Annotated in this window: 18 protein-coding genes; all 18 read left to right on the forward strand. The window is 72.2% G+C overall.

Features of this window, described 5'->3' with window-relative positions:
• Positions 1-72: 72 nt before the first annotated feature.
• The 18 genes from mraZ to FXF51_RS14025 all read left to right on the forward strand — a co-directional run bounded on the left by mraZ (position 73) and on the right by FXF51_RS14025 (position 22,269).
• A complete protein-coding gene (gene mraZ, locus FXF51_RS13940) occupies positions 73-504 on the forward strand; it encodes a division/cell wall cluster transcriptional repressor MraZ (RefSeq protein ID WP_148434840.1) in 432 nt (143 codons plus the stop codon).
• Between the two features lie 222 nt (positions 505-726).
• Positions 727-1,692, forward strand: coding sequence for a 16S rRNA (cytosine(1402)-N(4))-methyltransferase RsmH (rsmH, locus tag FXF51_RS13945; RefSeq protein ID WP_148434841.1), 966 nt, complete (start codon positions 727-729; stop codon positions 1,690-1,692).
• Entirely contained in the window at positions 1,682-2,503 is an 822-nt protein-coding gene (locus FXF51_RS13950; RefSeq protein WP_148434842.1) for a hypothetical protein, read from the forward strand. Before rsmH ends, FXF51_RS13950 begins: the two co-directional genes overlap by 11 nt.
• Before the next feature lie 887 nt (positions 2,504-3,390).
• Positions 3,391-5,178 (forward strand): peptidoglycan D,D-transpeptidase FtsI family protein, encoded by a 1,788-nt coding sequence (locus tag FXF51_RS13955; RefSeq protein ID WP_262379506.1) that lies wholly within the window; start codon positions 3,391-3,393, stop codon positions 5,176-5,178.
• 40 nt (positions 5,179-5,218) lie between these two features.
• Entirely contained in the window at positions 5,219-6,748 is a 1,530-nt protein-coding gene (locus FXF51_RS13960; RefSeq protein WP_148434843.1) for a UDP-N-acetylmuramoyl-L-alanyl-D-glutamate--2,6-diaminopimelate ligase, read from the forward strand.
• On the forward strand, positions 6,748-8,454 hold the full coding sequence (locus tag FXF51_RS13965; RefSeq protein WP_316247620.1) for a UDP-N-acetylmuramoyl-tripeptide--D-alanyl-D-alanine ligase: 1,707 nt from the start codon (positions 6,748-6,750) through the stop codon (positions 8,452-8,454). Before FXF51_RS13960 ends, FXF51_RS13965 begins: the two co-directional genes overlap by 1 nt.
• Entirely contained in the window at positions 8,451-9,506 is a 1,056-nt protein-coding gene (mraY, locus tag FXF51_RS13970) for a phospho-N-acetylmuramoyl-pentapeptide-transferase (protein WP_148434844.1), read from the forward strand. The genes FXF51_RS13965 and mraY overlap by 4 nt, the downstream gene beginning before the upstream one ends.
• Complete coding sequence (gene murD / locus FXF51_RS13975; protein WP_148434845.1) at positions 9,506-10,882, forward strand: UDP-N-acetylmuramoyl-L-alanine--D-glutamate ligase; 1,377 nt, start codon at positions 9,506-9,508, stop codon at positions 10,880-10,882. Before mraY ends, murD begins: the two co-directional genes overlap by 1 nt.
• A complete protein-coding gene (ftsW, locus tag FXF51_RS13980; RefSeq protein WP_148434846.1) occupies positions 10,866-12,155 on the forward strand; it encodes a putative lipid II flippase FtsW in 1,290 nt (429 codons plus the stop codon). The genes murD and ftsW overlap by 17 nt, the downstream gene beginning before the upstream one ends.
• Positions 12,156-12,167: 12 nt before the next feature.
• Positions 12,168-13,244, forward strand: a complete 1,077-nt coding sequence (gene murG, locus FXF51_RS13985; protein WP_148434847.1) for an undecaprenyldiphospho-muramoylpentapeptide beta-N-acetylglucosaminyltransferase — start codon at positions 12,168-12,170, stop codon at positions 13,242-13,244.
• Positions 13,241-14,638, forward strand: a complete 1,398-nt coding sequence (gene murC / locus FXF51_RS13990; protein ID WP_148434848.1) for a UDP-N-acetylmuramate--L-alanine ligase — start codon at positions 13,241-13,243, stop codon at positions 14,636-14,638. Before murG ends, murC begins: the two co-directional genes overlap by 4 nt.
• A gap of 199 nt (positions 14,639-14,837) precedes the next feature.
• On the forward strand, positions 14,838-15,506 hold the full coding sequence (locus tag FXF51_RS13995) for a cell division protein FtsQ/DivIB (RefSeq protein ID WP_148434849.1): 669 nt from the start codon (positions 14,838-14,840) through the stop codon (positions 15,504-15,506).
• Between the two features lie 336 nt (positions 15,507-15,842).
• Complete coding sequence (gene ftsZ / locus FXF51_RS14000) at positions 15,843-17,294, forward strand: cell division protein FtsZ (RefSeq protein ID WP_148434850.1); 1,452 nt, start codon at positions 15,843-15,845, stop codon at positions 17,292-17,294.
• Between the two features lie 124 nt (positions 17,295-17,418).
• Positions 17,419-18,111 (forward strand): YggS family pyridoxal phosphate-dependent enzyme, encoded by a 693-nt coding sequence (locus FXF51_RS14005; protein ID WP_148434851.1) that lies wholly within the window; start codon positions 17,419-17,421, stop codon positions 18,109-18,111.
• Positions 18,112-18,249: 138 nt separating this feature from the next.
• Positions 18,250-18,750, forward strand: a complete 501-nt coding sequence (locus tag FXF51_RS14010) for a cell division protein SepF (RefSeq protein ID WP_148434852.1) — start codon at positions 18,250-18,252, stop codon at positions 18,748-18,750.
• 80 nt (positions 18,751-18,830) lie between these two features.
• Complete coding sequence (locus FXF51_RS14015; protein ID WP_148434853.1) at positions 18,831-19,124, forward strand: YggT family protein; 294 nt, start codon at positions 18,831-18,833, stop codon at positions 19,122-19,124.
• A gap of 104 nt (positions 19,125-19,228) precedes the next feature.
• A complete protein-coding gene (locus FXF51_RS14020) occupies positions 19,229-20,107 on the forward strand; it encodes a DivIVA domain-containing protein (protein ID WP_148434854.1) in 879 nt (292 codons plus the stop codon).
• A gap of 77 nt (positions 20,108-20,184) precedes the next feature.
• Positions 20,185-22,269 carry a hypothetical protein gene (locus FXF51_RS14025; RefSeq protein ID WP_148434855.1) on the forward strand — a complete coding sequence of 695 codons (2,085 nt, stop codon included), beginning with the start codon at positions 20,185-20,187 and terminating at the stop codon, positions 22,267-22,269.
• Positions 22,270-22,315: the final 46 nt, after the last annotated feature.

Below are 22,315 nucleotides of genomic sequence, written 5' to 3' on the forward strand. Positions count from 1 at the left end.
GTATGGTGGTGCGCAGTGGAGAGCCCGGTGCACCAGCGCTGAGCGCTTCACGAGGCACGGGAGGTGGGGCCGATGTTCCTCGGCACCCATCAACCGCGTCTGGACGACAAGGGACGGCTGTTCCTGCCGGCTAAGTACCGTGAGGAGCTGGCGGAGGGTCTTGTGATCACCAAAGGCCAGGAGCGATGCCTCTACGTGTTTCCCGTGGAGGAGTTCCAGCGCATAACCGAGGCTCTCAGCACCGCCCCGGTCACCGCCAAGGCGGTGCGTGACTACAGCCGCGTCTTCTTCGCCAGCGCGTCCGACGAGACACCAGACAAGCAAGGGCGCATCACGATCCCGCAGAGTCTCCGCCAGTACGCGGGGCTGGAGCGTGACTGCGTCGTCATCGGGGCCAACACCCGGCTGGAGATCTGGGACGCACAGGCCTGGGACACCTATCTCAGCGCGCAGGAGCAGGCGTTTTCCGAGCTGTCGGAGGAGGTGCTGCCAGGGATCTTGTAGTGACCACGGTCGATCCGTCGGCGATGTCGTTCGGCGAGGTCTCCACCCGCAACCACTGTCCGCCAACTGATGCACCTTCCCCGGTGTCAGATGGCGGGCGTCCACGAAGAGGGTGCGGATGGGGACCTGGCCGGGCGGCTCCGGGTGGGGACCCAGGAAGGACCGGCGAAACGATCGGTGAACGCGTCAACCGCGAGCAAGGACGCGAGAGGGGGGTTGGAGATGAGTGACGACGTCGGCACCGGCGGTCACGTTCCGGTGATGCTCGAACGCGTTCTGGAGCTGCTCGGCCCGGCGCTCTCCGGGCCCGCTCCCGTCGTCGTCGACGCCAACCTCGGCCTCGGCGGCCACTCGGAGGCCCTGCTCGCCGCCCACCCAGGGCTGCATCTGATCGGGATCGACCGCGACCCCTTCGCCATCGACTTCTCCACGCGCAGGCTGGCCCCCCATGCCGACAGGATCACCCTCGTCCACGCGTCCTCCGCCGACCTGGCCGACGTGCTCGCCCGCACGGGGCGCACCGCCATCGACGGGGCGCTGTTCGACCTGGGCGTCTCCTCGCCGCAGCTCGACGAGGCGGAGCGCGGGTTCGCCTATTCCTATGACGCGCCGCTCGACATGCGCATGGACACCTCGCAGGAGCTGACGGCCGAGCAGGTGGTCAACACCTACGACGCCGCCGACCTGACGCGCATCCTGCGCGTCTACGGCGAGGAGAGATTCGCTCCGCGTGTCGCGGGCCTCATCATCAAGGAACGGGCCAAAGAGGCAATAACGTCTACGAAGCGGCTGGCGGACATCGTCCGCGATGCGATCCCCGCCGCGACCCGGCGCACCGGGGGAAACCCGGCCAAACGGACTTTTCAGGCGCTGCGCATCGAGGTGAACGCGGAGCTGTCCGCCCTGGAGGCGGCGCTCCCCGCGGCACTCGACGCGCTGGTGCTCGGTGGGCGAGTCGTCGTGCTCTCCTACCACTCACTGGAGGACCGGCTCACCAAGCAGGCCCTCACGGCGCGAACCAGGGACACCAGCCCACCCGGGCTGCCCGTCCCGCTACCGGCTCACCAGCCGAGGTTCCGCCTGCTGACGAGGGGAGCGGAGCTCCCAAGCGACGAAGAGCTCGCCCGCAACCCGCGGGCGGCCTCGGCCCGGCTACGGGCGGCAGAGAGGATCCGTGTTGACGACTGAGCAGGAGACCGGCAAGGGTGCGCCCGGCCGCCGCGCCGTGCCCAAGACGGGCACCCGCCGCTCGGCGACCACGCACCAGCCCAAGCCGCGTCCCCGTCCCGACGCGCGGCGCGAGGCCGAGGCCAAGCGCTCGGCCGCCGAGCAGGCGCGCGCCGAGGCCGCCGGGAGGCGGCCGGCCGACGAGCGCGCGCGTGCCGACGCGGACGGCACGACGCCCGCCGCCGGACGCGCGCGGGGGGCCGCCGCCCGCGACGCCGCCGAGCGTGCTCGTGGCGCCGCTGGTCGTGAGGCGGGTTCGCGGGTGCGGGGTGCCGCCGGTCGGGAGACGGGCGAGCGGGCGCGTGAGGCCGCCGGTCGGGAGACGCCGGCCGCTGAGCGGTCGCGGGCCACGAGCCGCAGGACGCCGCTCGTCGAGCGGGTACGTGGCCAGGCCGCGGGCAAGCGGCCGGTCGGCGGTCGCCCGCGTGCCGAGGCCGGGCCGGGCCGTCCCGCGCCGCGGTCCCGTCCCGCGCGCCGGCAGCGGGCGCCGTTCGTGCTGCTCGTCGTCGGGCTGCTCTGCGGCGGCCTGGTGAGCCTGCTCCTGCTCAACACCATGCTCGCCCAGGACGCCATCACCGACGCCACCCTGCGCCAGGAGATCGCCGAGGCGCGCCTGCAGAACGAGCAGATCGACCAGAAGTACCAGCTCAAGACGCAGCCCGAGAACATCGCCGACCTGGCGGAGAAGCAGGGCTACGACCGCGACTGGGACGAGGTCAACAGCTGGAGCAGCGCCGGTGACCAGGCGAGCCGGGTGGACACGGAGCGGTGAGGGAATCAGGCGGCAAGGGGCAGGGTCCCGGCCGCGGCGCTGGCGGCGCCGGCTCTCAAGGAGGGCCCGGCGCCGCTCGTCGTACGCCGGGAGGTCCGGGGCGGGCGGGGCGCCAAGGCGGCGCCTCACGCTCCGACGGGGGGCGTTCGGACGGCACCGGCCGTCCCGCGTCGCCCGAGAACCCGCCGCGACGGCCGCGCGACCCCCTCGACCTGCCGTTCGGACGTGACACGTTCGGGCGCGACGACGAGCGTGACCGGCCTGGGCGTGACTCCGGGGACGAGGGGCGCGGGCGGTCCCGCCAGGATCCGGCGGACGACGCGCGCGGGCGGTCGCGTTCCCGCGACGAACGGTCCGGGGGCCGGTCGCGGGGGGACACCGGTGACGGCACCCGCAGGCGGCCCCAGGACGACGGTGAGCGCCCGAGGGGGCGTGATGAGGACGAGCGGCTCAGAGGGCGCGTGCAGGGGCGCGACGACCGCGGGCGCGGCCGGGCGGGCGACCGGGCCGACGACCGCACGCGTGGCCGCGCCGCCGAGCGGCCGGACGAGCGTGGGCGCAACCGCGAGGGCGAGCGGTCGGACGACCGTGCGCGCGGTCGCGCCGGTGAACGGCCCGGCGAGGGTGCGCGCGGTCGCGCCGGTGAACGGCCCGGCGACGGTGCGCGTGGTCGTGCGAGCGACAGGGCCGATGGGCGAGGTCGTGCGGGCGATCGGGCCGACGACCGGCAGGCCGGTTCGCGGAGTGCCGGGTCCGGTGGTGGCGCGGCTCGCGGGGCGGGAGCGCGGCGGGAGTCAGGGCCGCAGCGCCGTACCCCGTCAGGAAGCCCGCGACCGGAGCCGCACGAGCGGCCGGCGCGCGAGCGGGTGGCGCCCCGGGGCGGGGACGTGCCGCCGCCCAGAGGGCCGCGCAGGCCACCGCCCAGGCCGCCGCGCCCCCCGCTGGTGCTGCGGCTGGGCAGCCCGCGCAGGCGGATCAACTTCGGCCTGATCGGCATGACGTTCATCCTGTCGATCTTCGCCGGCAGGCTGATCCAGATGCAGGGCCTCGATTCGAAGGTGTACGAGGCCGCAGCCGCCGACCAGCGCCAGCACACCGAGACGATCCCCGCCAAGCGCGGCTCGATCACCGACGTCAACGGCCACGACCTGGCCGTCACCGTCGAGGCCCGCGAGGTGTCGATCGACCCGACCAAGGTGCCGGCCGACGTGCGCGCGAAGGCCGCCGCGATCCTGGCCCAGCAGCTCGGCAAGAGCGAGCAGGAGATCGCCGCGAAGCTGGCCAGGACGGGCACCCACTACCAGCTCCTGGCCAGGGACGTCGATCCCGTGGTGGCCACGCGCCTGCTGCAGGGGCCGGTGCCGGCGCTGTCGGCGAAGAAGACGTACAAGCGGCTGTATCCGGCGGGTGAGCTGGCGGGCAGCCTGATCGGGTTCGTCGGCGACGAGGGCAACGGCCTCGGCGGCATGGAGCAGGCCAGGAACTCGCTGCTGGCCGGGCGCGACGGCGAGCAGCGGGTGGAGACCGGCCGCGACGGCCAGCGCATCCCGATGACGAGCAGCCAGCGCACCGCGCCCGTGGACGGGCAGGACGTGCGGCTGACGATCGACCGCGACATCCAGTGGGCCGCGCAGAAGTCGATCGGCGAGCAGGTGCGCAAGTCCGAGGCCGACAGCGGCACCGTGATCGTCATGGACGTGCGGACGTCGCAGATCGTCGCCATGGCCAACGCCCCCGAGCTCGACCTGAACAACTGGCGCAAGGCCCCCGCGTCCCGTTACTCGAACAAGGCCGCCGCCGACGTGTTCGAGCCTGGCAGCACCAACAAGGTGATCACCGCCGCCGCCGCGCTGGAGGCCAAGGCGGTGACGCCCGACACGGTGTACCAGGTGCCCGACCGGATCAGGTGCGCCGACCAGGTGCTGCGTGACGCGCACGCGCACAAGGTGGAGGCGCTGACGTTCCGTCAGGCGATGGCGCAGTCCAGCAACGTGGCCACCGTCATGGCGGCGCGCAAGGTGGGCAGCCAGAAGCTGTACGAGATGCTGAAGGCGTTCGGGTTCGGCAGCACGCCGGGCGGCGGCGTGCCCAGCGCGGAGGCGGGCCTGCTGCCCGACTACCGCAAGTGGTCGGGCAGCCAGAGCTGTACGGTCGCCTACGGGCAGGGCGTCTCGGTGACCGCGTTGCAGATGGCCAGCGTCTACCAGACGATCGCCAACGGCGGCGTGCGGATCGAGCCGCAGATCGTGGCGGGCACGACGGACGCCACGGGCAGGTTCGTCCCGGCTCCCGCAGGCAAGCAGACCAGAGTGGTGAGCGAGACGACGGCCGAGGAGATCGCGACGATGCTGGAGAGCGCGGTGGGCGAGGAGGGCACGGGCCAGCTCGCCGCCATCGACGGTTACCGGGTCGCGGGCAAGACCGGCACCGCCAACCGCTACGATGCCGAACTCGGCCGCTACGAGGGCTACACCGCCTCGTTCGTCGGCTTCGCCCCGGCGGACGATCCCAGGCTGGTGGTGCTCTCAGTGGTGCAGAACCCGAAGAATGGCCATTTCGGGGGCGAGTTGGCGGCCCCTGTCTTCAAGGATGTGATGACGTTCGCCATCAAGAGCAAGAAGATTCCTCCCACAGGCTCCGCCGCGCCGACGGTGCGTACGCGCGCCGGACAGTGACCAGGGAAGGTACGCTCTCGCCGTGCGTCCCCCGTCGTCTATGCGTCCCACGACCAGCCCGCCTCGCCCGCTGACCGGGCTCGCGACCATGCTCGACGCCGATTCGGGCACCTCGCGATCACCGCATGCCGCGCTGACAGGCGTCACCATCGACAGCCGCAACGTCAGACGCGGCGACCTGTACGTCGCGCTGCCCGGTAACCGGGTGCACGGCGCCACCTTCGCCGCCGACGCGATGGCGGGCGGGGCGGTGGCCGTGCTCACCGACCGCGCCGGCCGCGACGCCGCCGTGGCCACCGGGCTGCCCGTGCTCATCGTGCCCGACCCGCGCGCGCTGCTCGGGCAGATCTCCTCCTGGGTGTACGGGCAGCCGGCCCACGACATCCAGGTGCTCGGCGTCACGGGCACCAGCGGCAAGTCCACCACCACGTTCATGCTGGAGGCGGGCCTGCGGGCCGCCGGGCACCGGGCGGGGCTGGTGGGCGGCGTCGAGATCCACGCGGGAGACCTGCGCTTCCAGCCCACGCTGACCACCCCGGAGGCCAGCGACCTGCACGGCCTGTTCGCGCTGATGCGCGAGGAGGGCGTCACCGCGGCCGCCATGGAGGTCTCCAGCCACGCGCTCGCGCTCGGCAGGGTCGACGGCCTCTACTACGACGTCGCCCTGTTCACGAACCTGTCGCAGGACCACCTCGACTTCCACAAGGACTTCGAGGACTACTTCGCTACCAAGGCGAAGCTGTTCCAGCCGGAGCTGAGCCGCGCCGGGGTGACGAACTTCGACGACCGCTACGGGCGGGAGCTGCTGGACCTGGCGAAGGTGCCGATGACCACGTTCTCGGCGCTGGGCGACCCGGCGGCCGAGTGGCGGGCGGTGGACGCCAGGCTCGGCTCCGACGGCAGCGTCTTCCGGGTGGTCGGGCCGGGCGGCGTCGAGGCCGACGCGAGCGTGGCGCTGCCGGGCCCGTTCAACGTGGCCAACGCGCTCGGCGCGATCGTCACGCTCGTCGAGGCCGGGGTGCCGCTGCACACGGCCGTGCACGGCGTCGGCGGGCTGACCGGGGTGCCGGGGCGCATGCAGCGCGTCACGGGCGCGCAGGACGACTTCCAGGCCGTCGTGGACTACTCCCACAAGCCGGGCGCCGTGGAGTCGGTGCTGCGCTCGCTGCGTACGGTCACGAACGGCACGCTGACGATCGTGCTCGGCTGCGGCGGCGACCGCGACAAGGGCAAACGACCCATCATGGGCGAGATCTCCGCCGAGCTGGCGGATGTGGCCATTTTCACGAGCGACAACCCCCGCTCGGAGGATCCGCTGGCCATCCTCGCGACGATGATGGAGGGAGCGCTCCGCGTTCCGCAGCACGACCGCGCTCATGTGATCATTGAGCCCGACCGCGCGGCCGCCATCGGCCTGGCGATCGCCAGGGCCGGGCGCGGCGACGTGATCGTCGTAGCAGGCAAGGGTCACGAGCAGGGCCAGTACGTTTCAGGCGAGGTGATCCCCTTCGACGACCGCGAAGTGGTCGCCGAAGCGATCGACGCACGCAAGGAAAGCAGGAAGCACTAATGATCCCGTTGCCTCTGGCCAGGATCGCCGAGATGACCTCGGGAGCCCTGTCGGGCATGGCCGATCCCCGCGCCGTGGTGCGCGGGCCCGTCGTGATCGACTCGCGGGCCGTAGAACCGGGATCCCTGTTCGTCGCCATCAAGGGCGCGCGGGTCGACGGTCACGACTACGCCGCGCAGGCCATCCGGGCCGGAGCCGTCGCCGTGCTGGCCTCCAGGCCGGTCGAGGCGCCCGCGGTGATCGTGCCCGACACCGCCGCCGCGCTGGCCGAGCTGGCCGCCGCGCAGGTCCGCATGCTGTCGAACGTCACCGTCATCGGCGTGACCGGCTCGGCCGGCAAGACCAGCACCAAGGACCTGCTCGCCCGGCTCACCGCCAGGATCGGCGCCACCGTCGCGCCCAAGGGCAGCTTCAACAACGAGCTCGGCCACCCCCTGACCGTGCTGCGCGCCGACCTCGACACCCGGTACATGGTGCTTGAGCTGGCCGCCCGCAACATCGGCCACATCAAGGACCTGACGCGCATCGCGCCGCCGCAGATCGGCGTCGTGCTCAACGTCGGCACCGCGCACCTCGGCGTGTTCGGCGGCAAGGAGGCCATCGCCAAGGCCAAGGGCGAGCTGGTCGAGGCGCTGCCGCGCTCCGGCGTGGCCGTACTGAACGCCGACGACCCGCTGGTGCGCGGCATGGCCTCGCGCACCGAGGCGCGCGTCACCTACTACGGGCGCGGCGAGCAGGCGTCCATCAGGGCCGAAGGGGTCGTCGTCGACGCGCGCGGGCGCGCCTCGTTCACCCTGCGCACCCCCTCGGGGGCCGCGCACGTCTCGCTGCAGCTGTACGGGGAGCACGCCGTCGAGAACGCGCTCGCCGCGGCCGCGGCCGGGTACGAGCTGGGCCTTCCCGTCGCGACCATCGCCGAGGAGCTGTCGGAGGCCACCCCGCGCAGCCGGTGGCGGATGGAGGTCACCGACCGGGCCGACGGGGTGACCGTCGTGAACGACGCCTACAACGCCAACCCCGACTCCATGAAGGCGGCCTTCTCCGCGTTCGAAATGCTCGGGAAGGGGCGGCGGCGCTTCGCGGTCATCGCGGCGCTGCGCGAGCTGGGCGAGGACGGGCCCGCGCTCAACGCCGAGCTCGGGCGGCTCGCCGGTGGGGCGGGGCTGGCGGGGCTCATCGTCGCAGGGCCCGACGCCGAGCCGGTGCTGGCCGGCGCGCACGCCGCCGTCCAGGAGCGCGTGGCCCAGGCGGGTCCCGGCGCGCCGCTGCCCGGCCCCCAGGGGGCGGTGCCCGGTGCTCATGGGCCGGTGCCGCACGGTCAGGTGCCGCGCAGTCAGGTGCCGTCCGGCGGGCCGGGGTGGCAGGCTCCCGACGGCGCGCCGGCGTGGCAGGCGCCGCAGGGCGGCGGGCCCCACGTGGCCGGGCCTCAGGTGGGCGGGCCTCAGGCGGGCGGGCCGCACGCAGGCGGGCCTCAGGCGGGCGGGCCGCAGGTGGGCGGGCCGTATGTGGGAGGGCCGCCTCCGGGAGCGCCCGCGCAGCCCGGTTACGGGCAGCCGACGCGGATCGTGCACGTGCCCGACGCCGAGTCGGCCGCGGCCGAGCTGGCCGGGTGGCTGCGCCCCGGTGACGCGGTGCTGATCAAGGGCCCGAGGGCCATGGGCCTGGAGCGGACGGCCGAGCTCGTGCTCGGGGGTGCCCCCCAGTGACCAACATCATCATCGCCGGTGCGGTGGGCCTGATCCTCTCGATGCTGGGCACCCCGCTGGCGATCAGGCTGTTCTCGCGGCGCGGCGTCGGCCAGAACGTCCGCGAGGACGGCGTGCAGGCCCACCTGGGCAAGAAGGGCACGCCCACGATGGGCGGCATCGTGTTCGTGCTGGCCGCGCTGCTCGCCTACGGGGCCTCCCACCTGGCCATGCTGGAGCCCCCGACGGTGTCGGGCATGCTGGTGCTGTTCCTGATGACGGGGCTGGGCGCGGTCGGGTTCCTCGACGACTTCATCAAGATCTACAAGCAGCGCAGCCTGGGCCTGCGCAGCGGCGCCAAGGCGCTCGGCCAGCTCGTCGTCGGCGCGGTGTTCGCGTTCCTGGTGACGCGCCAGCCGAACGTGTACGGCATCACCCCCGCCGAGACCCGTGTGTCGTTCCTGCGTGACATCGGCCCGTCGATCGGCATCGTCGGGTTCACCATCTGGGTGCTGATCATGATCGTCGGGTTCTCCAACGCGGTGAACCTGACCGACGGTCTCGACGGCCTGGCCAGTGGCGCGACGGGCGCCGTGCTGGCGGCGTACGTGCTGATCGGCAACTGGCAGCTCCGCAACAACTGCATCGACCAGCTCGGCCCCAACTGCTACTGGGTGCGCGACCCGCTGGACCTGGCCGTGGTGGCCGCCGCCGTGCTGGGGGCGCTGATCGGGTTCCTGTGGTGGAACGCCCCGCCCGCCAAGATCTTCATGGGCGACACCGGCTCGCTGGCCCTGGGCGGTGTGCTGGCCGGGCTGGCGATCGCCACCCGCACCCAGCTCCTGCTGATCATCCTGGCCGGCCTGTGCGTGGTCATCACGCTGTCGGTCATCATCCAGGTCGGGTCGTTCAAGATGACAGGGAAACGCGTGTTCAGAATGGCCCCCCTGCAGCATCACTTCGAGCTCAAGGGCTGGGCCGAGACCACGATCGTGGTCCGCTTCTGGCTGATCGCGATCCTGTGCGCGGCGCTCGGGCTCGGGCTGTTCTACGTGGAGTGGATGCCCAAGTAATGAGTTACACCTGTGTGGCCGGGCTGGGAGTGTCCGGCACCGCCGTGGCCAGGGTGCTGGCGGGGCGTGGCGAGCGGGTCGTGGTCGTGGAGGGCGTGGAGGGCGAGCGGCAGCTCGCCGCCGCGGCCGAGCTGGCCGGGCACGGCGTCGAGACCCGGTTCGGCGCGATGACGCTGCCGGACGGGGTGACCCGCGTGGTCACCACCGGGTGGGCGCCGCACCATCCGCTGATCGCCGCCGCGCTGAGCGCCGGGGTCGAGGTCGTCGGGGAGGTGGAGCTGGCCTGGCGGCTGCGGCCGGAGCAGGCCGCCCCCTGGCTGGCGCTCACCGGCACCAACGGCAAGACCACCGCCGTGCGCATGCTCACCTCGATGCTCCAGGCCGACGGGCGCAGGGCCCTGGCCGTGGGGAACGTGGGCGTGCCCGTCGTGCAGGCCGTGGCGGAGCCGTACGACGTGCTGGCGGTCGAGCTGTCCAGCTTCCAGCTCCACTGGTCCGGCACGCTGGCCCCGCACGCCGCGGCGATCCTGAACGTGGCCCCCGACCACCTCGACTGGCACGGGTCCATGGAGGAGTACGCCGCCGCCAAGGGCCGCGTGTACGAGCGCGCCGGGACCGTGATCTTCAACGCGGACGATCCCGGGACCGCCCGGCTGGCCGCGCCGTACCCGGGCGCCGTCGGGTTCACGCTGCGCGTGCCCAAGCGGGGCGAGATCGGCGTGGTGGAGGACCTGCTGGTGGACCGGGCGTTCGTGAGCGACCCGGTGGAGGCGGCCGAGGAGCTGGCGACGCTGGAGGACATCCGTCCCTTCGCGCCGCACAACGTGGCCAACGCGCTGGCCGCCGCCGCCCTGGCCCGCTCGCTCGGCGTGCCGTCCGAGGCCGTACGGCAGGGGTTGCGTGACTTCGTGCCCGACCCGCACCGGCTCGCCCACGTGGACCGGGTCGGCGAGGTCGACTACATCGACGACTCCAAGGCCACCAACCCGCACGCCGCCGCGGCGGCGCTGGCGTCGTACCCGTCGGTGGTGTGGGTGGCGGGCGGGCAGCTGAAGGGCGCCGACGTCGACGACCTGGTGCGCCAGGCCGCCCCCAGACTGCGCGGCGCGGTCCTGCTGGGCGCCGATCGCGCCAGGATCGCCGAAGCCATCGCGCGACACGCGCCGAATGTCCCCCTCGTGGACATCCCGGATCGGGACACTGGTGCGATGGAAAAAGTCGTCACCGAAGCCGCGCGGCTGGCCTCTCCAGGAGACACCGTGCTGCTCTCCCCGGCGGGGGCTTCGCTCGACATGTTCGCCAACTACCCGGCGCGGGGGGAGGCCTTCGCGCGTGCCGTACGGGAGCTGAAGCAGCGACATGAGCGCGAGCGCTGAGGAACGGGTCCGGCCGCCCGCCCCCGCGCAGCAGAACCCGCAGGGATGGGCGCGCGAGCAGCTCGGCGCGCTGAAGGAGCTGCTCGACCGGCCGCTGACCACCTACTACCTGATCATCATGTGCAGCGCGCTGCTGCTCGCGCTCGGGCTGATGATGGTCCTGTCCGCCTCCAGCATCGAGGCGCTGCAGAAGACCGGCAGCCCGTTCTCGTGGTTCATCAAGCAGTCGCTGTCGGCCGCGATCGGCGTGCCCGTCATGTACGTGTGCTCGCGGCTGCCCGACAAGTTCTTCCGATGGGCCGGCTACCCGCTGATGGCGCTGTCGATCATCGCGCTGGTCATGGTGCTGTTCATCGGCTCGTCCGAGCTGGGCGCGCAGCGGTGGATCTACATCGGCCCGCTGACCATCCAGCCGTCCGAGCCCGCCAAGCTGGGGCTCGTGCTGTGGGGGGCCGACCTGCTGGCCAGGCGGGCGCGGCAGGGCCGCATCGAGTGGCGGCAACTGCTGATCCCGCTCATGCCCGGCACCGCGATCCTGGCCGTCATGGTCATGCTCGGCCGCGACCTGGGCACCACCCTGGTGCTGTTCATGATCTTCCTGTCGCTGCTGTGGGTGGTGGGGGCGCCGGTCAAGCTGTTCGGCGGCATCATGGCGCTGGCGGTGCTGGCCGCGGTCATCATGATCAGGGTGGAGCCGTACCGGATGGCCCGCATCGGCGCCTTCCTCGACCCGTGGGCCGACGCGCAGGGCGCCGGCTACCAGGCCGTGCAGGGCCAGATCGCGATGGGCTCAGGAAGCTGGTTCGGGCTCGGGCTCGGCAGCAGCCGGCAGAAGTGGAGCTGGCTGCCCCACGGCGAGAGCGACTTCATCTTCGCCATCGTCGGCGAGGAGCTCGGGCTGATGGGCACGCTCATGGTGGTGATGCTGTTCGGGCTGCTCGGCTACGCGGGGCTGCGCGTGGCCGTCCGCGTCAACGACGCCTTCATCAGGCTCGCCGCCGCCGCCATGGTCGCCTGGATCGTGGGGCAGGCGACCGTCAACATGGGGGCCGTGCTCAGCGTCCTGCCGATCACGGGCATCCCCCTCCCTCTGGTCTCGTACGGCGGCTCAGCGCTGCTGCCCACCCTCGCCGCGCTCGGCATGCTGCTGTCGTTCGCCAAGCGCGAGCCAGGCGCGCGTGAGGCTCTGGCGGCTCGTGGCCCCGGACCGGCCGCACGGGCCCTAAGCTGGCTTGGCCTGGGGGGTACGTCCAGAGGCCGAGTGACACGTTAGGGAGTGACCGAGATGAGGGTGGTCCTCGCCGGTGGGGGGACGGCCGGGCACATCGAGCCCGCGCTCGCCCTTGCGGACGCGCTGCGTCATCTTGACCGGAGCGTCGGCATCACCTGCGTGGGCACGGAACGCGGCTTGGAGACGCGGCTCGTGCCTGCCAGGGGCTACGAGCTGGAGCTGGTGCCGGCCGTGCCGCTGCCCAGGGCGATCACTCCGAGCCTGCTCACCGTGCCCGGCAGGCTGGCCGGGGCGATCAACGCCACCGCGGCGATCCTCGACCGGGTCAAGGCCGACGTCCTGGTCGGCTTCGGCGGCTACGTGGCGACCCCCGCCTACCTGGCGGCCAAGCGGCGCGGCGTGCCGATCGTCGTGCACGAGGCCAACCCGAGACCCGGCCTGGCCAACCGGCTGGGCGCGCGGCTGACCGACCACGTGTACAGCGGGTTCCCCGACGGCGCGCTGCCCAAGGCCGAGTACATCGGCACGCCGCTGCGGCGCGAGATCGTCACGCTCGACCGGCTGTCCACGGGCGACAAGGCGCGCTCCTGGTTCGGCCTGGAGAACGACCGGCCGACGCTGCTGGTGTTCGGCGGCTCGCAGGGCGCCAGGTCGATCAACGAGGCCGCGCTCGCCGCCGCCCCCGTCCTGCGCAGGGCCGGCGTGCAGGTGCTGCACGTGCTCGGGCCGAAGAACACCGTCGAGCACGAGCCGCCGCCCGGCGACCCGCAGTACGTCCTGCTGCCCTACGTCGACCGGATGGACCTCGCCTACGCCGCCGCCGACCTGGCCCTGTGCCGCAGCGGCGCGCTGACCTGCGCGGAGCTGACCGCGGTCGGGCTGCCCGCCGCGTACGTGCCGCTCCCGTACGGCAACGGCGAGCAGCGCGTCAACGCCGAGCGCATCGCCGCGGGCGGCGGCGGCCTGCTGGTCGACGACGCCGACCTGTCACCCGAATGGATCATCCACAACGTGCTGCCCATCCTCCAGGACCCGGAGCGGGTCGCCGTCATGTCGGAGGCCGCCTCCAGACTGGGGAGGAAGGACGCCGATATCATGCTTGCCAGGAAAGTGTTGGAGATAGCCCGATGAGTCTCGTGAAGCTGGTCGATCCCGTGTCCGTCGAAGAGCTGGGCCGGGTGCACTTCATCGGCATCGGCGGCGCGGGAATGTCGGGCATCGCCCGGATCCTGCTCAAGCGCGGGGTGCGGGTGACCGGCAGCGACGCGCGCAGCTCCGAGCAGATCACCGAGCTGCGCGAGCTGGGCGCCACCGTCCACATCGGCCACGCCGCCTCCCACATCAGGGACGTCGACACCGTCGTCGTCTCCACCGCAATCCGCGACTCCAACCCCGAGCTGGGCGAGGCGCTCAAGCAGGGCCTGCGGATCATCCCGCGGGCCGCCGCGCTGGCCTCCGTCATGGCCGGGCGCACCGCCGTCGCCATCGCCGGCACCCACGGCAAGACCACCACCACCTCGATGCTCACCGTGGCGCTGCAGAAGTGCGGCGCCGACCCGTCCTACTGCGTGGGCGGCCAGCTCGTCACCACCGGGCTCGGCGCCGACGACGGCCAGGGGAACGTCTTCGTGGCCGAGGCCGACGAGAGCGACGGCTCGTTCCTCATGCTCGCCCCCGACATCGCCGTCGTGACCAACGTCGAGGCCGACCACCTCGACAACTACGGCGACCCGCGAGCCGTGCACGACAGCTTCGCCCGCTTCGCCGACCGCGTCGGCGGGCTGCTCATCGTCTGCGCCGACGACCCCGGCGCCGCCGACCTGGCGCGGACGGCCAGGGAACGCGGGCTGCGGGTCAAGAGCTACGGCGCCCAGGGCGACGACTACCGCGTGTCCGGCGTCAGGCCCGACGGGTTCGGCACCGTCTTCAGCATCGAGGGCAGGGGAGAGGTGCGGCTGGCCGTCCCCGGGGCTCACAACGCGCTCAACGCCACCGCGGTGATCGCCGTGGCCGACGAGCTGGGGCTGCCGTTCGAGGAGATCAGGGAGGGCCTGGGGGCCTTCACCGGGGCCAAGCGGCGCTTCGAGGCCAAGGGCGAGGCCGGGGGCATCGCCGTGTTCGACAGCTACGCCCACCACCCCACCGAGCTCACCGCCGACCTGCGGGCCGCCAGGGACGTCGTGGCGTCCTACTCCGGCACCGGGCGGGTCATCGCGATCTTCCAGCCGCACCTGTACTCGCGGACCCGGTTCTTCGCCGACGAGTTCGGGACGGCCCTGGGGCTGGCCGACGAGGCCATCGTGCTCGACGTCTACGGGGCCAGGGAGGATCCCGAGCCGGGGGTTTCTGGGGCGATGGTGGCGGGGCGGGTGCCGTTGCCGCCGGAGCGGGTGGCTTACGCGCCTGACCGGTCGGCCGTGCCGGGGATGGTGGCCGAGCGGGCCAGGCCGGGGGACATCGTGCTGACCATGGGGGCCGGGGACGTCACGGAGCTGGGGCCGCAGATCGTGGCTCGGTTGTCCTGACCTCATCCGGTGGCTCGGGCGTCGGTGACGGGCGCCGGGCTCCTTCGTGACACGACCCGCCGGCGCGGCGCGGGTCTCGCCGGGCGCGTGTCCCGCGGCGGTGCGGCAGGGGTGGGCGTTTGGGCGTGGCGCGCGGGTGTCGGACCGCGCGTCGGCGTAGGTTCGGTGCCGACATGAGCCGCGTGTTGGTGGGAGGGCGATGAAGGCGCGCACGGCGTTCCTGGTGCTGCTGACCGCAGGGGTGGTGGGCTCGGCCGCGTGGCTGGTGTTCTTCTCGCCCGTGCTGGGAGTGCGTTCGATAGAGATCGTGGGAAATCTCACAGTCCCCAGCGATCGCATCGAGCAACAGGCCGGCGTGGCGGACCTGCATCCTCTCGCCACCGTGAACCTCGCCGACGTGGAGACACGCGTCCTGGCCATCAGACAGCTCGCCTCGGCCAAGGTCGACAGGATCTGGCCGGGCACCCTCAAGATCGAGGTGGTCGAGCGCCAGCCGGTCGCCGCCGTGCCGGCGGGCGACAAGGTGGCGATCGTCGACGGGCAGGGCGTGGTGATCGAGGTGAGGGCGGCGGCCCCGCCGATGCTGCCGCTGCTGAAGGTGGACCGCCCGCAGCAGGGCGACCCCGCCATGACGGCGGCGCTCAAGGTCATCGAGGCGGTGCCGGACGAGGTCGCGGCCAAGGTGAGGCAGGTGCGGGCGGGCACGGCCGAGGGCGTGACGCTGGTGTTGTCGGACGGCCGCACGGTCATCTGGGGCGGCCCCGACCGTCCCGAGGAGAAGGGCCGCATCCTGAGCTCGCTGCTCAGGAGCGAAAGGTCGGTCACCCTGTACGACGTCAGTTCGCCCGACGTGGTGACACTGAAGTGATCGTGATCGTCAGGGTCTGGCAACTCAGCGGCAAGGGCATCGCCGAGCCTGTGCGAGGCGGGGGCCGCGGCGTGAGAGCCTGTAGACCGGACTTTCGGCGAAGGAGGCCCGCCACCAGGCGTGACTGCGGAGCGAAACGGACAGCCCGCGACACGCCGGACGTGCTTGCGGCGCGGTTAGTTGACCCGCCTGGAGCGTAACTCCTACTGTCCGTATCAATCCTCAGGTTGACATAAATCTAAATCTCAACCTGAGGTTGAGAGTTACCCGAACTGACAAAAAGCGGAGACAATCCGCACCGAAATGGCAAGTCAACGAGCGGAAAGGCCCCTCGTCGTGGCAGCACCGCAGAACTACCTCGCGGTCATCAAGGTCGTCGGCATCGGCGGCGGCGGAGTCAACGCCGTCAACCGGATGATCGAAGAGGGACTCAAGGGCGTCGAGTTCATCGCGATAAACACCGACGCCCAGGCGCTGCTGATGAGTGACGCCGATGTGAAACTCGACGTGGGCCGCGAGCTCACGCGCGGACTGGGCGCGGGCGCCAACCCCGATGTCGGCCGGAAGGCGGCCGAGGACCACCGTGAGGAGATCGAGGAGGTCCTCAAGGGGGCCGACATGGTCTTCGTCACGGCGGGCGAGGGCGGCGGCACGGGCACGGGCGGCGCCCCCGTCGTGGCGAACATCGCCAGATCGCTCGGCGCGCTCACCATCGGTGTCGTGACCCGGCCGTTCAGCTTCGAGGGACGGCGCAGGGCCTCGCAGGCCGAAGCCGGCATCGAGACGCTGCGCGACGAGGTCGACACCCTCATCGTGATCCCCAACGACCGGCTGCTGTCGATCTCGGACCGGCAGGTGAGCGTGCTCGACGCGTTCAAGGCCGCCGACCAGGTGCTGCTGTCGGGTGTCCAGGGCATCACCGACCTCATCACCACCCCCGGTCTGATCAACCTCGACTTCGCGGACGTGAAGTCGGTCATGTCGGGCGCCGGGTCGGCCCTCATGGGCATCGGCCACGCGCGCGGCGACGACCGGTCGGTGGCGGCGGCGGAGATGGCGGTCTCCAGCCCGCTGCTGGAGGCCAGCATCGACGGCGCGCACGGCGTGCTGCTGTCGATCGCCGGCGGCTCCGACCTCGGCCTGTTCGAGATCAACGAGGCGGCCCAGCTCGTCTCCATGGCCGCCGCGCCCGACGCGAACATCATCTTCGGCACGGTCATCGACGACGCGCTCGGCGACGAGGTGCGGGTGACCGTGATCGCGGCCGGGTTCGACGACGTACCCGGACCGGCGGAGAAGCAGGCGCCGCGACCGGTGGGCCGCGCGCCCGCGCAGCCCGCGCCGGCGGCTCCCGTGTCGCCTCCGCGGCCGAGCGCCGCCGCCCCGAGCATCAAGTCGGAGGCGCCCGCGCCGCGCCCTGAGGTACGCCCTGAGCCCCGTCCCGAGCCGCGTGCGGAGTTCAGGGCCGAGCCGCGGCCCGAGCCCCGTCCTGAGCCGCGTGCGGAGTTCAGGCCCGAGCCGCCGCGCCCCGAGCCGGTGCGCCCGGTCGAGCCGGTGCGGGAGGTGCCGAGGGAGCCCGTCAGGGAGCCGGTGCGCGACACGCTGCGCGACGCCGGGGACGACCCGGCCGACGAGCCGTCCGGCCCCGTCTCGATCCCACGGCCCGCGCCCGAGCCCGCCAACCCGCCCACGCCCATCACCTCCCGCATGTCGGAGCCGCCCAAACGTCCTCGTGTGATCTTCGAGGAGCAGGAAGAGGAACTCGACGTTCCCGACTTCCTCAAGTAGCCGTCAAGTAGCCGCGCCTGACGCCGCTCCCCACAGGGACAACGGGAGCGGCGCCGTCGTGCGTACGGGGGTGAGGCGCGTACGAGGTGCCGGCGCGGACAGTCGAAGTGAGGGGGAGAGGCACGTGAGAAGGGACGAGATCGCGGCCGGTCTCGCCGAGGTCGACGCGCGCATCACCGACGCGTGCCACGCGGTGGGGCGCGACCGGGGCGAGGTCACGCTGATCGCCGTCACCAAGACGCGGCCCGCCGAGGACGTGCGCATCCTGTCCGAGCTGGGCGTGCGCGACGTCGGTGAGAACCGCGACCAGGAGGCCGCCCCCAAGGCGCAGGAGCTCGCCGCCCTTCCGCTGACCTGGCACTTCGTCGGCCAGTTGCAGACCAACAAGGTCCGCTCCGTGGCCGGGTACGCCGACGTGATCCACTCCGTCGACCGCGTCAGGCTGGTGGAGGCGATCAGCAAGGAGGCCGTGCGCCAGGGCCGCAGGGTCGGCTGCCTGGTGCAGATCGCGCTGGACGACGACCCCGCCAGGGGCGGCGTGCGCCCCGCCGACCTGCTGGAGCTCGCCGACGAGGTGGCTCTGGCCGAGGGCGTGTGGCTGGGCGGCGTCATGGCGGTCGCGCCGCTGGGCGAGGAGCCGGCCAAGGCGTTCGCCCGGCTGCGTGACCTGGCCGTACGCCTTCAGGAGCAGCATCCCCGCGCCACGATGGTCTCGGCGGGGATGAGCGAGGACCTCGCCGAGGCCATCGCATACGGCGCGACACACGTGCGGATCGGTACGGCGTTGCTCGGTCGTCGCAAGCCCTTCGTCAGGTAATGTCCCCTCAAGTGGGTCTTCAGGCCCATGACCAAGTAGAGGTCGATCAGCGGTGAGCTCCAAGGGGGTACGGCTACCGCCTCGGACACGGCGACGGGCCCGAGCGAGTGCGACCATGAGCAGGAGGACGACGTAGCGATGGCCGGCGCGATGCGCAAGATGGCGGTCTACCTCGGTCTCGTGGAGGACGACCGCTACGAGAGGTACGAGGCCTACACCGACGACTACACCTACGACGACGAGGTGCAGCGGCCCGGCGAGGAGCGTGCCGTGGCGGTCCAGGAGCGCGAGGACGAGCCCGAGGCCGGGGCGCCCGCACCGCGGCCCACCACGACGATCCTGGAACGCCGCACGACCGATCTGGCCCGCATCACCACCCTGCACCCCCGCACGTACAACGAGGCCCGAACCATCGGAGAGCACTTCCGCGACGGCACCCCGGTCATCATGAACCTGACCGAGATGGTTGACAGTGACGCGAAGCGGCTCGTTGATTTCGCGGCAGGTCTGGTCTTTGGCCTACATGGCAGCATTGAACGTGTTACCAACAAGGTGTTCCTGTTGTCCCCTGCCAATGTCGAGGTGACTGCCGAGGACAAGGCTCGAATCGCGGAACGCGGGTTCTTCAACCAGAGTTAGAGTCTCTGTATGCCTATCGGACCCAACCCGGTCTCGCCGAGACCGGGCGGGCACATCGGAAGTGGAGGCGCGGCCGGGCCGTGGAGATCATCGGTGGGATCTTGGTCGTTGTCCTGTCTCTGTATTTGGTGCTGCTCATCGGCAGGATGATCTTTGAGACGGTGCAGGCGTTCGCCCGTCAGTGGCGGCCTTCCGGTGTCGTCCTGGTGCTGGCGGAGGCCACATACACCGCAACTGACCCACCCCTCAAGTTCCTCCGCCGTTTCATTCCTCCGCTCCGGTTGGGTACGGTGGCCTTTGACCTAAGCTTCACTGTCCTGTTCATCGTGGTTCTGATCTTGATTCAGATCGCCGGTTCCCTCGGCGGGCGATGAACGAGCCGGTGAGGCTCCGGTCGTGATCCAACTCGTGTCCGCGCTGAGGTGATTCGGGTAACCGTCCTCCGGACAGACTCCAAGCGCGCCAAGGAGACCAAAAAATGCCGCTGACGCCCGCTGATGTGCGGAACAAGCAGTTCAGTACCACCCGGCTCCGGCCGGGCTACGACGAGGAAGAGGTCGACGCCTTCCTCGACGAGGTGGAAGCTGAGCTCGACCGCCTGATCCAAGAGAACGAGGAGCTCCGCGCCAAGCTGGCCGAGTGCCTGCGTGGGAAGGTGCCGGGCGGCATGAACATGCCCATGGCCTCCGCCCCGGTCCAGGAGCAGCCCAAGCCCGAGATGATGGCGCCGCCGCAGCCGGAGCCCATGCGGGCCCCCGAGCCGCCGCCGATGCAGCAGCAGCCGCCGGTCCCCGTGGCGATGAGCATGCCTCCCGCCGAGGACAACATGGACACCGCGGCCCGCGTGCTCGCCCTCGCCCAGCAGACCGCCGACCAGGCGATCTCCGACGCCCGCCGGGAGGCGGACGAGACGGTGACCCGCGCCCGGCGCGAGGCCGACGAGATCCTCACCAAGGCCCGCCGCCAGGCCGAGCAGGTCATCGGCGACGCCCGCGCCCGCGCCGAGACGCTCGAGCGCGACGCCCAGGAGCGGCACCGCCAGGCCATGGGCTCGCTGGTGCAGACCCGTGACGAGCTCGAGCGCAAGGTCGAGGAGCTGCGCAGCTTCGAGCGCGAGTACCGCAGCAGGCTCAAGCTCTACCTGGAGAACCAGCTCGCCGAGCTGAACGTCTCCGCCGAGGGCAGCGGCGGCTTCCCCGTCATGTCCGGCGGCCCGCAGGGTCAGGCTCCCGCCATGTCGCACGCCGTGCCTCAGGGTGGCCAGCAGCCTCTCCCCGGTGGTCCGAGCCCGTTCGGCGGCGAGGCTCCGCAGGGCGCCTTCCCCGGCGGTGACGGTCCGCACAACGACCGCCGGTAGAGTAAGGGGTCACTAGGACCTGTCACTCGAAAGAGCCCCCTGTGATCCTTATCAGTGCTGGTTTGGTGCTCGCGGCAGTGGTTCTGCTGATCGCGGGCTTCGTACTGGCGAAGCCGTTCCTGATCATGTGGTCCATCGTGGTCAGCGTGCTGTCCGCGCTGTTCCTGGTGATCGGGGCTTTCCTGCGGCGGAACGAGCTTTTTCCCGGAGGTGGGCAGGCCGCTGCGCCGGCCACCCCCCCGAAGGGGCTCATGCCGTCCGCGCCGCCGTACAACCAGACCGGTCCGATGGTTCACCAGCAGCACACGCCGCCGAGGCCGCAACCCCAGGCGCCTGTCCACGCGCCCCAGCGGACGGCGGCGACCGCACCGGCCCCCGTGCCGCGCCGGCCCGCGCCGACCGGCATCTCGCCGGATGCGATCGTGCTGGTGATCCCCGGGCGCAAGCGGTACCACGTGCCCGGCTGCAGGCAGCTGATCGGCCGGGATCACGAGGAGCTCACCTACGAGGAGGCACGCGAGGAGGGCTTCACGCCCTGCACCACGTGCCTGCCGGACGCAGCGCTCGGCGGACGGCAACTGCCGCCTGCCGCCGACCCCGAGCCCGCCGTCACCCCAGGCGCCGTCCCGTCAGGAGCTGGCACCTCAGGAGCCGGCACCTCAGGCGTCGCCACCTCGGGCACCGCTCCCGCCGCTGACGTTCCCGCGGCGAGCCGGGCCGAGAGCTCCGCGGAGACCCGCGACGTACGTCCGCCGGTCGCCCCGCCGAAGCCCGACACGAAGGCTTCCACCCCCAGCCCGGAGCCTGCCGCCTCCCACGAGGAGGAAGGCGCCACCGGGTGGTTCGGCCGCCCCCCTGCCGCCGCTTCAGGCCAGGGCAAGGCCCCCTCGTCCGCCGCCCCCGAGCCCGGCTCGGACGATGAGCGGGCGGACGAGACACAGACTTCCTTCTTCCGGCCGCCGCCGTTCGCGCGCAAGGCCGGATCCTCCCCCGGCGAGTCCGAAGAGACGGAGACTTCGCCGGGCAACGCCAGACCCGGTCCGGCGGGCGCGAGGCCCGGTCAGACGGGCGGCCAGACGGGCGGCCAGACGGGCGGCCAGACGGGCGGGAGGCCTGGTCAGACGACTGCCTCGCGTGAGCAGGCCGGTGGTGAGCCTGGGCAGAGCGGGGCCAAGCCGCCGCAGGCGGGTGGCAAGGCACCGGCTCCTGGTGGAAAGCCGCAGACACCCGGTGACAAGGTCCCCGGTTCGGGTGGCAAGCCGCAAACGTCCGGTGGTGAGTCGCGGACGTCCGGTGGTGCGTCGGGGATGGCCGGTGAGGCGCGGACCTCCGGGGGTGAGTCGCGGGCGGCCGGAGACAAGCCCGCGGCTTCCGCGAGCAAGCCGCCGACGCCTGGCGGCAAGCCTCAGGCCACAAGCGGCGAGCCGCCGACCCCTGCTGGTGGCAGGCCTCAGGCCACGAGCGGCGAGTCGCCGACCCCTGCTGCTGGCAGGCCTCACACCACGAGCGGCGAGCCGACGACCCCTGGTGGCAGACCGCAGAGCCCGAGTGGCAAGTCTCAGACCTCCGGTGGGCGGCCTGGGTCGGCTGCGGGTGCGGCCGGGAGGCGGGTCGCGGATGACGACGTGTCGGACCCCGACACGGCGCCGCAGCCGCGGGTGAACGCGGCCGGGATGCCGGTCGAGCCGTCGGGCGGCACGGGCGGTACGGGCGGCAAGCGTCCGTCCGAGGAGCCGTCCTCCGGGGAGACCGTGGTGCTGCACGAGCGGCCCGCGTCCTCCGCCGAGTCGACGGCCAAGCCCAAGGGGCCGCTGCCTCCGGGCGCCCCGGCCAAGCCGCCGGCCGCCAAGCCCGCTGCCGCGCCGGCGAAGAGCACGTCCGAGCGTCCGCCCGCGTCCACGGGCGGGGTGGCCAAGGGCGAGCCGCCGAAGGGCAAGGAGAGCGGTGCTGCCGGCAAGGCCGGTGAGGAGCCGGGCAAGAAGGGCGAGCGGCAGGGGACGGTGAAGGTCATCGTCGGCACCCGCCGCTACCACAGCACCGCCTGCCCGCTGATCCGCGGCGCGGGCGAGACCGGGGTGGAGACGATGACGCTGGCCGCGGCTGAGGCGGCCGGGCTGACGAGCTGCTCGGTGTGTCAGCACGACCGCGAGACGGTCGGCTGAGCGCCGCGCGGGTGCGCTTCGGTGTGGACGGAGTGCGGCCCGCGCT

The organism is Nonomuraea sp. PA05 (genome assembly GCF_008086045.1).
Lineage (GTDB): Bacteria > Actinomycetota > Actinomycetes > Streptosporangiales > Streptosporangiaceae > Nonomuraea > Nonomuraea monospora.